Source organism: Dysgonomonas sp. PF1-14 (assembly GCF_029892965.1).
In the GTDB taxonomy this organism is placed as follows: Bacteria; Bacteroidota; Bacteroidia; order Bacteroidales; family Dysgonomonadaceae; genus Dysgonomonas.
On record NZ_JARXWN010000032.1, the window covers coordinates 1 to 11,973 of the forward strand.

At 38.5% G+C, this 11,973-nt stretch carries 9 protein-coding genes and 1 tRNA gene; 1 reads left to right on the forward strand and 9 read right to left on the reverse strand.

Features of this window, described 5'->3' with window-relative positions:
• The 8 genes from M2448_RS20015 to M2448_RS20050 form a co-directional block, all read right to left on the reverse strand.
• On the reverse strand, positions 1-695 hold a 695-nt coding region (locus M2448_RS20015), incomplete at its 3' end, for a glycoside hydrolase family 125 protein (protein ID WP_280647954.1).
• Between the two features lie 226 nt (positions 696-921).
• Positions 922-1,980, reverse strand: coding sequence for a discoidin domain-containing protein (locus tag M2448_RS20020; protein WP_280647953.1), 1,059 nt, complete (start codon positions 1,978-1,980; stop codon positions 922-924).
• 85 nt (positions 1,981-2,065) lie between these two features.
• Positions 2,066-3,223 (reverse strand): DUF1735 and LamG domain-containing protein, encoded by a 1,158-nt coding sequence (locus M2448_RS20025; protein ID WP_280647952.1) that lies wholly within the window; start codon positions 3,221-3,223, stop codon positions 2,066-2,068.
• Positions 3,224-3,258: 35 nt separating this feature from the next.
• Positions 3,259-4,260: a glycoside hydrolase family 18 gene (locus M2448_RS20030; protein ID WP_280647951.1), complete on the reverse strand. Its 1,002-nt coding sequence runs from the start codon at positions 4,258-4,260 to the stop codon at positions 3,259-3,261.
• Between the two features lie 26 nt (positions 4,261-4,286).
• Positions 4,287-5,894 carry a RagB/SusD family nutrient uptake outer membrane protein gene (locus M2448_RS20035; protein WP_280647950.1) on the reverse strand — a complete coding sequence of 536 codons (1,608 nt, stop codon included), beginning with the start codon at positions 5,892-5,894 and terminating at the stop codon, positions 4,287-4,289.
• A gap of 25 nt (positions 5,895-5,919) precedes the next feature.
• A complete protein-coding gene (locus M2448_RS20040) occupies positions 5,920-9,231 on the reverse strand; it encodes a SusC/RagA family TonB-linked outer membrane protein (RefSeq protein WP_280647949.1) in 3,312 nt (1,103 codons plus the stop codon).
• Between the two features lie 254 nt (positions 9,232-9,485).
• Complete coding sequence (locus M2448_RS20045) at positions 9,486-10,457, reverse strand: FecR family protein (protein WP_280647948.1); 972 nt, start codon at positions 10,455-10,457, stop codon at positions 9,486-9,488.
• A 64-nt stretch (positions 10,458-10,521) separates the two neighbouring features.
• Positions 10,522-11,085: an RNA polymerase sigma-70 factor gene (locus M2448_RS20050; protein WP_280647947.1), complete on the reverse strand. Its 564-nt coding sequence runs from the start codon at positions 11,083-11,085 to the stop codon at positions 10,522-10,524.
• Positions 11,086-11,419: 334 nt separating this feature from the next.
• Here M2448_RS20050 and M2448_RS20055 point away from each other — a divergent pair, with 334 nt between their 5' ends.
• Complete coding sequence (locus M2448_RS20055; protein WP_280647946.1) at positions 11,420-11,548, forward strand: hypothetical protein; 129 nt, start codon at positions 11,420-11,422, stop codon at positions 11,546-11,548.
• Positions 11,549-11,876: 328 nt separating this feature from the next.
• Here the strand turns inward: M2448_RS20055 and M2448_RS20060 are convergent.
• Positions 11,877-11,953: transfer RNA gene (locus M2448_RS20060), tRNA-Ile, on the reverse strand.
• Positions 11,954-11,973: the final 20 nt, after the last annotated feature.

Consider the following 11,973-nt stretch of genomic DNA (forward strand, 5'->3'; position numbering starts at 1 on the left):
CGCTGTTGTTCCTTAAATGTTTTCAATATATTTTCTATCGCCTGCAACCATTCCTCATCGAATACGCTTGCATCGCCGGTTGTCTTCCAGTAATGGTATGCCAGACGGATAGGGTAACACAAGGAGTCTATCTCCCATTTGCGTTCATGCAGTTCGAGTTTCATGTCCGTAAGGTCGGACTGCCACTGATGATCGGGATTGGGATCGTACGGGTCGAGGAAGGCATTGGCATAGGGGTCGATGATGATGCACTTGAACTGGCGGCGGATAACGCCTGCGAGCATTGCTCTCAGCTCGGGATCGTTGTTTGCCAGTTGTACGTAAGGCCATACCTGGGCACCGGAGTCGCGAAGCCACATGGCGTGGATATCGCCGGTGTAGACGATGGTATCATCCTTGCCATTGTTCTTGCGGTGGCGAACGGTCGTATCTAATGTATTGGGGAAGCAGTTCTCGAACATCCAGGCTAACTTGGGATTGACTAGCAGCTTCTTCACGCGGACAATCTCATTTTCCACTGCTTTCGATGTGAATAAACGCTTCGATAGATCGGGACGATTAGTTGTATAATCAACAGGGGTTACGATAGTGTTGTCTTGGAGGGGAGTTACCTTATACGATAATAAATTAATCGTAGAGGCGTTTACTGCTCCGAGACTCAGACTCAAAAAACATACAGCAAAAGCTCTTCTCATGTATTTTTTTCTATTTTCCATATAAATAAAAAGAATATTTTTACTTCATTATATATAGATCTGTTGATATCAACGATACAGACAAACTCTACTTATTGAAGCGAGTCAGAAGAAGTGCTCCTGACTCGCCCAATCAGCAGATAATACCTGTATTTAATTAAAGCCTAAAAAAACCAATTTATCTGCATCAACAAATATAGTCTCAGATATTTTTGTAATACCCGTTTTATTTCTGATAATACACATTCATTTCTGCTAAACTCAAATAGCGTCCCGAACGTGAACTCACAAAATCGAGTTTAATATAACGTGCTTCTTTTTCTTCAGCAGGATAGAAGTCCAACACGCTTTCTCCTCCGGTAGTAGCCACCACTTCTACCGAGCCTATAAGTTCGAAAGATGAATCGTCGTAGCTGATATTATCAGTATTCGACTTGCTGATGTAAATATCTACACCTTTTGCTTCTCTATAAGAACCTTGAACTAATCCTATTTTATCGAATTTATTTATCTTCTTCATATCTATTATCACCCAGCAAGGCACTTTCAAGCCTGCCCCACTCCATGGGTTTGACCAGAAATTGCTGTTATTGCCATCAATCAGCATGCTTGGAGGATAATACGCATGAGAATATTCTGCAACGGCCGACCAACCAGATTTATTTAACAATGGCAATACTTCTACTTCTATCTTTTCTGAAACGATGTTAGTGCCATCAGTTGATTTAGCCGCTATTTTTGTAATCCCTTTTTTCACAGCTACCAGCTTTCCTTCCGAATTGACAGATACAATAGACGGATCATCCGATATATAAGCCAACTTCTTAAGCGTTGCTGAAGAAGGTGTTACAACAAAATAGCTTTCAGGATCAAACACCTGTTCGGGACTAAGTTCGATGCGACTACCCGAAGTCTTGACTGCAATTTCTTCTACATACTCCAGTACAGCCAATACATACGTTTTTTTTGTCCACTCCGCACCGTTTTGTGCAGTTACAAGAAGTGAAGCGATACCACCTTTATCGGCTGTGGAAATAACCCCGTCTTTTGTCACAGAAAATACATTTGCATCAGAACTGTAAAACCATACGCGCTGATTAGCCGGCCGTGTTTCCACTGTTACCTTAAGAGATTCCCCTTTATCAATAAATACAGTATCGTTGACAGCCTCTTTTATTATTATATCTTCTGCGTTTCCAATCTGCTGATCATCGTCATCGGAACAACTGACACATAAAATAAAAGGCACGATGGCAAACAAGAGTATTTTATATAGTGTTTTCATATTTAATAAACATTTTGATTTGTAAAGATTTATCGAATCCGGTGCAGGTATTATCTGCACCAGACATTTAAATTATAATCTTAGATTAAGGACATCTTACTCCTTCTACCCATGTGATATTTCTATTCCCTACCGCATCATAACCATGGCCGGTATAGTCTACTACAATATTCTTAGTAGCATCGTCTTTCCATGAATTGAACTTCCAATATGCCAACAAATCAGGAGCATCTGCCGATACAGCGCATATGTTATTAGCAATCTCGGCTTCGGTAAGAGCACGTGTCCACAGTCGGGCTTCACTTATATAGCCTTTCAGGGTACGCCCGGTAGAGTTACTTGTAGTCCCTATAAAGAAAGTACGGTCAGGAGATATACCCAGTAGGTTTATCGGTCCACGAGGCGCATCAACATAGGCATTCAGGCTTCCGTCCAGATAGAGGCATATTCTTGCGCCATCGTAAGTTACGGCTACATGCACCCACTCGTTCAAGCCTATATTCCTTGTACTGGAAACCGGATATCCTCCACCTGCCAACTGAATGATATCCTTAGGGATGGTAACATCTCCCAGACGTATTAAGAAATGCTCTTCGAGTCCCATGACGGTACTGATATATGGGCTGCCATTCTGATAATCAAACAGGTTTATCCTGGCTTCCATCGTCACTTGCGGTACAGCTGATAAATCCCGGCTCGGATCACTTTCGAAGTTTACTCTAAAATAAGTACCATTTAATGTAGCGGCTTTTGTAATGATTGTTTTATTTATCACAACATACATCACTTTGGATGATTCCAAGATTGGCATATCCCCCTCTTTCACATCCGTAATTTCGATAGGAAGGCAAAAAGTATCTTCATCCCTAAAATCATCTATGGAAGTTATATTCAAATAGAAAGGTTCGGTAGCATACTTCCCTGACTCGATAGTAACACTGCTAATATCGAAAGAATAGGCATTTTTAGGTAAAAGTATATAGTTTGTACCATTCACTTCATTGTATTGATCGACCAGTGATTCGTTCACTTTGATACCAACCTTTACATCTCCGCTTACTTTAGCTGAAGAGCGAACGCTCAGTCCTATAGGAGTAGGTTCCTCGAGTGAATATTTAACAACAGGTGAAACATCAGTTCCCGTAAAATAAACAACATCTTTAAACTCTTCCGCATTATTACATGAGGTCAACCACCCTGATAAAAGCAGAATAGGTAATAAATATTTTATTATTGTTTTCATTATTTCTTATTTGATTTGAGTTAAATATTTAACAATTATCTAACAGAAGGATTCATTATCTGTATTGCTTCACGCAAATATTTATAATCATTATCGGAATGCATATATTCATATTCCATATGATATGTACCACAGCCCCCTTTTCTGCCTTGAGTAGGGCTCCAGAGTGCCATACCTTTCAGCGAACGAATAGTCCCCAAATCCGGATGCGAAAAACCAACGCCCCCATCTCTCCAATAACTTTCAAAGTTTTCGGTTATAATATATTGTTCAGGCCTGAATATTGTTCTAATGCCATTATAGTCAGACTGTAAGCTAGAATTACTGCTTCTAGTGTAATTTTGACCTATTGCATAGTTGAAATAATCAGCCACTTCGGCAGGAAGTAATGAGTTTTGCCCGTCGATAACCAATAGTTTGCCAGTACCCGATTTCGGGCCCAGATATTTACCTAATTCTTTCACAAAAACTACCATATCTTCGCCTCGAGGACAGTCTCTGACATCCTCGTATCCGCCAATAGTAGGCTCGTAGTCGATATCAAGCCCATCAAATCCCAGATCTATAACTTCTTTTGCTAAAGCTTCTGCATAGGCAATGAGCCCTTCTTGTCCTTCAGGCCAATCTTCTTCCGGAATATCAGGAAACTCCTTGCCAACCCAGGCAAGTAAAGTTGTAACAAGTACTCTCGTCCCTTTTGTTTCTCTGACATATTTCAGATCTTCTATTTTTTCCGGTGTCATTTTATCCCTATGCCACATATTTCCCCATAAAGCTACAATGTCTACACTATCGGGAACAGAACTTAATCGTGTCCTCAGAGACGGACCTGACGCTGTCCAGCCTCCAAACCATCCGAATGCAACCTGACGGTCGAACATAACACTTTTGTATGCTTTAAGATCGGTTAAATACTCTCCGGTTTTTTCATTCGGATGCTGAACATTGACTGTCTCTACCTCTGTCCAATCATCACAAGCGACAAAGGCAACAGGGACAAATAACAACAGTATTATTGTATATATAAAATTTCTCATAATCTATTATTTTATAAATTGACGAATTATTTCTTATCCCACCAGAGTTTGGTTCCACCATTATCAGGGCCACCCAACAGAGTTACAGCTTTATCTACCTCTTCTTTATTCGCCCTCTTCTCCGATTCAGGGAAAGGTATCCTCCGTATCTGTATATCAGTATCGATTGTACCTGCGCTATTATTCCTTACCACAGGAAATATTTTAGGATAACCGGTTCTACGAAATTCTGTCCAGGCTTCCTGACCTTCAGGGAACATTGCAAGCCATTTTTGGGTAATAATACGCTCAAGGTTCTTTTCGAATGCGGCACCACCATCCCATTTTATTTTTATATCGGTAGTCGCAGATATACTGTTACTCCCTCTTTTATCGGTAAAATTAGCCGGTGTGGAAGTTGCATCTGCTATATATGCTGCTGCACCTGTAACACCCCTGTGCTCGAAAGATGTTTCGATACCTTTATTATATAATTCTTCGGCTGTTCCGCCCATATTCCATCCGCGAAGAGCTCCTTCTGCTCTTAAAAAATACATTTCGGCAGCGCACATCCACAAAATCGGAGATGTGGTAGAATTATTTTCTACTTTGGGGCTGGATGTAAGCATATAATGGCTTTTGTTACTTATTACCACTCCATTCCTTACTCCATTATAGTCCTCACCAGGAATACCCGATGGCTTGAAATATACTCCCATTCTAGGATCGCTATATCCTTTCAGGAAAGATTCCATGCTGGCACCCATACGGATATCACCATATCTATCCCAGCAAACCCATAACGGATTGTAAACCGACACTCCTAAGCCCGATTTCAATTCGGCATTATCCTGATTGCTTAACATCACACCATATTCGTTATTCACAGCTTCTTCTGCATACTGCTTAGCCAAAGCAGGTTCTACATATACCATACGCATAGCTAAACGCAGTTTCAGAGAGTTTGCAAAAACGATCCATTTCTTATAATCGCCTCCGTATATCAGATCGTATTTTCTAAGAGGCTTAGCACCAGGGTCGGCCGCATTAAAGATTCTTAAATCATTTATGGCCTCATTCAAATCTTCAAAAAATCCTTTGTAAACATCTTCTTGGGAATCATAAGCAGAACCTAAAGCTCCTTGTCCCATTTTTGAATATGGAATCGGGCCATAATTATCCGTTATGCGATGAAGAGCCATAATCTTCAAGATTTGCGCCAAAGAGAATGCACTTTGGGATTCATATTCTACCGCTTTTATTTTAATCTGAGACCAATATCCCATAATACGATAAGCTACATCGAAAGCTACATCGTTCCATTCTCCATAATACAGATTGTATGTACTGTTATTACTACTATTATTCCACTGTCCGATAGCAGCCATATAACCTGAAAATATATCTCCGGTCAGGTTCTGGGCTCTTTGGAACTCATTTGCATCTATATCGCTGGTAGGAATAATATCGACCATCATAGGAGGAAACATACCTCCCAAAGCAAGCATATCTTTTTCAAGGTGTTCATCTGTAGCTCGATTAGGATCTGTATTGAAATCTTCAAATTTACTGGTACATGCAACCATCATCAATGACAGACATATCAGTATAGCTCCGATAAATGCTTTTATCCTAAGGTATTTATTTTGTATCATAGAAATATTCATTTTAAATTATTTATTAAAACTGAACTTTTACACTAAAACCTAAGCTGCGAAGACTAGGCTGCATAAAATAGTCGAATCCCTGATAATATGTACCTGTAGACGCTGTTATTTCAGGATCGTAAGGGGCTTTATTATAAATCATTAATAAGTTTCTGCCTATAAGGGATAAACTCAACTGGTTGATATAACCTTTAAACCATTTGCTTGGGAATGTGTAGCTCAGAGATGCTTCTCTCAACCTCACATTAGTAGAACTATAAATATATTCGGAAAGAATACCTGTGGTACCTCCACCTACTACTGCATAATAATTCTCAGGATTTACTCGTCCACCATTCACGATTATACCTCCCTCATCGCGAGCTATAGCAGATGTTTCAGATACACCGAATCGATCCATTAATGCCTGTGTAGCAGACACTCCTACTCCGCCTACGCGGGCATCGATAAGGAAACTTAAATCGAATCCCTTATATGAGATTGTATTATTCCATCCCAGATTATATTTAGGATTAACATTCCCTGCTTTGATCCAGTTGTTCGGATCGGCAGTAACTGCTCCACTCTCACCATCTACATGCACAAAGCCATTGTGGTCTTTGCGTAAAGTAGAGACGTATATATCACCCATTGGCTGTCCTTCATGCAATTCCATCCGGTAACTGCCGTTGGCACTAACAATAAACGAACTGCGGCTCATTGATTCGCCTGTCGTAGGATCTATTGTACCTTCTGGCACTAACTCTTTTATGTTATTCCTGTTCAGGGTGTATGTGAGAGTAGAGTTCCAACCTACAGGCCCAAACTTATCATTGAATCCGAGTGATAGTTCTATTCCCCAGTTATTTACTTTTCCTGCATTTATATAAGCGCTGCTTATACCTACGGCACTGGCTCCGGCCTCTATTTCGAATAGCTGGTTGTATGTATTGGTATTGTAATATGTGGCATCCAGATTGAACTTATCTTTCCAGAAGCGGATATTGGTTCCCACTTCAAATGCTTTTGTCAACTCTGGTTTTAAACCAACAGCCGGATAAAACGATATAAGACTGAGGCTACCGTTGGTCATACCATAAGAGTTGCGAGTTAAATAGCGACGAGGTGCGTTACCGACCTCACTATATGACCCCCTGACTTTCATAAATGAAATTACATTTCTCGGCAAAGTGAACACATCACTCAAAACACTGGATAAACCTACTGATGGATAAAAGAAAGATGTTCCGCCATTAGTAAATGCCAGTTGAGATGCCCACTCGTTACGTGCTGTCAGATCGAGATAAACCAAACTCTTATACCCAACCTGGACTGTAGCAAATATTGCTTGTGTCTGGTCACGATAGCCAGATTGTATAGCTTTGGTCTGTGCATCATTCATATCCATATTCTCAAAAGAGAAAAAATCGGGAACCTGAACAAGGAATCCTTCCAGTCCGGAAACATCGTTGCGCATATCCATCAGGCTGGCACCAATAGTAGATGTTAATGAGATTCCGTTATCGAAACGTTTATCTATATTTGCCAATATATCTGCATAAGTCTGGCGGTCTGTCAGTTTTCGGTTTTGATAGTAACCATTTTCAGACGCAAACAGTAAGTCTGCCGAGGCTGATATTTTTCTGGTATAAATATTATCGGTATTATCCAGACGCACACGTCCTGCTATATTCAACCAATCGAGAACATTATATTTCAGTGCCGCAGTAAGGGAATAACGGTCTGTCTTATTCTTAAATTGTTCTTTATTTGCAATCCAATAAGGATTTTGCATACCTAATCCCAAATTATTATAAGGCCAAAACTGGGTTTTAAAGTTACGCTCTGCATTGTAACGCTCATATACTTTATATTTTTCCACATCGTCTCCGCGAGGGAACAGATAAAGAGGCAACAATGGATTATGGAACTGACCTTGTGTCATCATATTCACATCTTTATGATTTACATAAGTAAGGGTCAAATCCAACATCAACTTATCTTTTATCAGATCTGTTGAATTCCTGATATTTACATTTATCCTGTTCAGATCATTATTAGGAATGATCCCCCTGGCCTGCATAGCTCCAAGAGAAATATAAGTCTGATTTGTTTCTGTACCGACAGACGCGCTCAACGAGTTCATTTCGGTAAATGCGGTCTGAAAGAAATCTTTCGGATCATATGGTTTGGCTGTTCCCAGCGCTCCCCAGCTATTAAAGCCATTATCTTTTGAGCCATATCTATCCTGGAATTTAGGCATTACAAAAGGAGTCATAAACTGGGTATTGTTAGAGTAGCTTACTCTCAGTTTGCCGGCCTCACCCTTTTTTGTTGTGATCAGGATAACTCCATTAGCTCCCTGACTACCATATAATGCAGCGGCGGCAGCCCCCGTAAGGACAGATATGCTTTCTACATCATCTGTATTGAGAAACGACACAGGGTCGCTATCTCCCCCGTCGGGCGATTCATAAAAAGAGTCAGGTTGTTCTTGTTTCGTATTCAGGATGGGAACTCCGTCAATAACGTACAAGGCATTGTTTTCACCAAACAGGGATTTGGTACCGCGCATAACTACACGCGAAGACCCTCCGATACCCGATGCACTATTATTGATCTGTACTCCGGCTATTTTACCGGCAAGGCTATTAATGAAGTTCGCGTCTTTAACGGACGTTAACTCTTCGGCCTTTATCTCCTGCACATTATATGTCAGGGCTTTTGTTTCACGTCTGATACCCAAGGCGGTAACAACCACATCGCCCAAAATAACATTATCTTCTTCCAGAACTATGTTTATATTTGTATTGCTGCCTACAGTCATTTCCTTCGGTACGAATCCCATATAGGAAAACACGAGAATATCTTTGCTTGCAGCTCTGACTGTATATTTTCCATCGACATCGGTCATTGTACCGTTTGTCGTACCTTTCACTACTACACTCACCCCTATTAGAGGTTCATTATTAATATCGGTAATTACTCCCGATATATCTTTTGTATCCTGCAATGGTGCTACTATTGACTGTGCATAATTTCGATCTCCTTTGTTCGATAAAATAATATGCGTTCCTTCCAGAATAAAGTTTATATCTGTATTTCTGAAAAGATTATTTAACACTTGAGATACGGGCGTATTTTTAGCATCGACCGATACTCGCTGTTTTACTTCTACCTGATCATTGTAAATAAAGAGGTAATCCGTCTGCTTCTCTATCTCCGTCAGAATTTGCTCTAACTGAATATTGTGCTTATTTATAGACACCCGGGCATTCTGAGAAAAGGAGTTTTCTGCATAAATGGAGAGTATTCCTATAAATAGGAAAAGTGTTGTGATTTTCATAATTCTAAAAAAATGGTTAATTTTTTTATTTTTCAGCAAAAAGTGGTCTTGAAAAACATTATTTTCCATAGATTTACGATGTTATTAATTAATACGGTCTAAAAAATTGTATTGATTGCTATAGCCAATAGCTGTTGCCGCAGTTATTGGCTTTTTTCATTCTATTCCTTATACTTATTAATTTCTCATAGGCTATTGATTCTTTTAAGGTTATTCTTCGTCTAAAATATTTCTTTGTCAATTCTATACTACATTTATTTTATATATATTATATGTCTTTCCACATCCCTTTCAAATCTAAAATTAACATCTCTTTGTAATACCCGAAGAGCATATTCTACTCCATCTATTATTCTAAACTTTCCGGTAAATACACGATTTCCTATATTCTTATTTTCTACAACAATTTTAATATCATATGTTTTTTCAAATGATCTCATAATATTCTCAAATGATTCATTTTTAAAACTAATAAGTCCGTCTTTCCATTGGTATGCAGAAAGATCACTAACTTCTATCGTTTGCAACCTTCCTTTGTCCAAAACAGTTTTCTTATCCGGAGTAAGAATCACTTCCTGATTGGCATCATCTACTAAATTAATTTTAACACTACCTTCCATTAACATAGTTTCATAGATGCCACTATCTGAATAGTCTAATATATCAAACTTTGTTCCCAGTGCTTGGACTGTTCCACTAGGTGATTTTACGATGAATGGTACTTTTTCATTTTTAGCAACATCGAAATATGCCTGTCCATCTATACTGACAAGGCGTTCTTTCGTGTTAAATGAAACCGGATATCGAATAGTCGTTTTTGCGTTCAGCCATACATCTGTCCCGTCCGGAAGCGTGATATTGAGCCGTTGTCCGGCAGGAACACTTATCGTTTGTTCTGCCATAGCATTGCTATTCCCATCATTCTGAGAAAAGAAAAACCAGCTGGCCAATATAGTTATTGTAATTATTGCTGCTACTTTTATAAATTCTCTGAAATGAATCGGAATTCGAGAGAAGAGCTTAGTAGAATCATTATTTACGTTATAATTTATTGATAATTTCTCTGTCTGTTCTTCACTATTTAATATGATAGCATCGTACACTTTCCTTTCTTCCAAAAAATATTTTTTATTTTCGGGAGAACTGTTTAGCCAGATTCTGATGCTTTCTTCTTCTTCTTTTGTTGTCTGGCCTTCAAAAAACTTATATAATAATTCAAAATTCATATTTTCCAGTATCTATTATTAATAACAAAGGAGGAGGGCGTATCCCTAGTGATAATGTTGATTTTTATAAAAAAAATAACACAATTATATATAAAATGTAGTCTTTCAGATCTTTACGAAGTTGAGCTAAAGCCTTAGTTATGTGGAATTCTACACCTTTCGTTGTTATATTAAGTACTTCCGCTATTTCTTTGTGTGATTTATTCTTGTATCTGCTCAGGTTGAAGACCTCAGAGGTCCTCTCTGGCAATGAGGCCAATGATTCATTAATAATTTGTTGTATTTCAGCTGAGAATAGTTCTTTAGGATCACACGCTTCGAGTGTCGATATTCGCAGATTCAGTTCCCACTGTGCATTATCTTCTATATTATTCAGTACTCTGGCTTTCAATTCCAGATGTTGTAAATAACTGAGGCATTTATTTTTTATTGTAGTAAGAATATAAGCCTGAATATTAGAATTCTCAGAAAGTCTATCCCTATTCTCCCAATAGGCCATAAACGACTCGATCACAATATCTTCTGATGCTGGCAGATCTCTTATATATGAATTGGCAAATCGGGCAAATCGACTATGACAACTCGTATACAATTCATTAAAGATTTTCAGATCAGATAACTCTTTCATACAATTCGCTATTGTTATACAGTTACAGTTTAGAAGTAGCTTTCACTGCTCATAATGAAAATTTATGCTTTCCTTTTATTAGTGGCATTAAACTAATCTATAAAGCAAAGGAAGCAATTTTTTTATAAACTTCCTACCTTAGTATCTGTTTAAATTTTATTCAACAATAATATTATAGTAGCAACTTTGGTTATCTCCCAAGCGGAATAGAAAGTTATTTCATAACTTCGACCACTCATGCTAAACCTTACAGCCTCGAGCGATAACTACCTAAATGTAAATTACATACAGCACTATCTTCTTCTCATTTCCGTATAATATCTTCGTCATACAAATGGGTATAAACATCTTTAATGTTGTTGACTTCGGCATACTCTACAATACGCTCAGCTATACTCTCTCTGATACCCCTTTTAGCGGCTATCGTTCGGAGAGTATGCCTTCTGCTATGAAAGGTTCATAATCTGTCTATTTTCAGGTCTTTCATTATCCCTTTCAAATAATGGTTGACAGATTGATTGATAGGGAAAATATCTTTTGGAAGAGTTCTCATTCACCATTTGAGGTTGTGTGTTCCAATAACCGTTCTACCTTATTTGAGAGGCTATTACCTGATAATAATGAGGCTATAGCAAATAAGAAAGTCACGTAAGAGATTAATCCTATGCGACTTATTAATTTTATGATTATATATAGTGCTATAAACGAAAAAGCATTTATAAATTAATAATATTAATTTATAAATGCTTTTTATTTTATTGTCTGAGATACACTTGTCTGTCTATCCCTTTTGGTAGTCCCAGGCAGAGTTGAACTGCCGACCTCTACATTATCAGTGTAGCGCTCTAACCAACTGAGCTATAGGACTGGCTTTCTTCGTTCTGGCCT

Bases quoted from the DNA above. Each gene is read 5' to 3' on its own strand.
- M2448_RS20020 (WP_280647953.1), bottom strand. From the start codon at position 1,980: ATGAAAACACTATATAAAATACTCTTGTTTGCCATCGTGCCTTTTATT.
- M2448_RS20025 (WP_280647952.1), bottom strand. From the start codon at position 3,223: ATGAAAACAATAATAAAATATTTATTACCTATTCTGCTTTTATCAGGG.
- M2448_RS20030 (WP_280647951.1), bottom strand. From the start codon at position 4,260: ATGAGAAATTTTATATATACAATAATACTGTTGTTATTTGTCCCTGTT.
- M2448_RS20035 (WP_280647950.1), bottom strand. From the start codon at position 5,894: ATGATACAAAATAAATACCTTAGGATAAAAGCATTTATCGGAGCTATA.
- M2448_RS20040 (WP_280647949.1), bottom strand. From the start codon at position 9,231: ATGAAAATCACAACACTTTTCCTATTTATAGGAATACTCTCCATTTAT.
- M2448_RS20045 (WP_280647948.1), bottom strand. From the start codon at position 10,457: ATGAATTTTGAATTATTATATAAGTTTTTTGAAGGCCAGACAACAAAA.
- M2448_RS20050 (WP_280647947.1), bottom strand. From the start codon at position 11,085: ATGAAAGAGTTATCTGATCTGAAAATCTTTAATGAATTGTATACGAGT.
- M2448_RS20055 (WP_280647946.1), top strand. From the start codon at position 11,420: ATGGGTATAAACATCTTTAATGTTGTTGACTTCGGCATACTCTACAAT.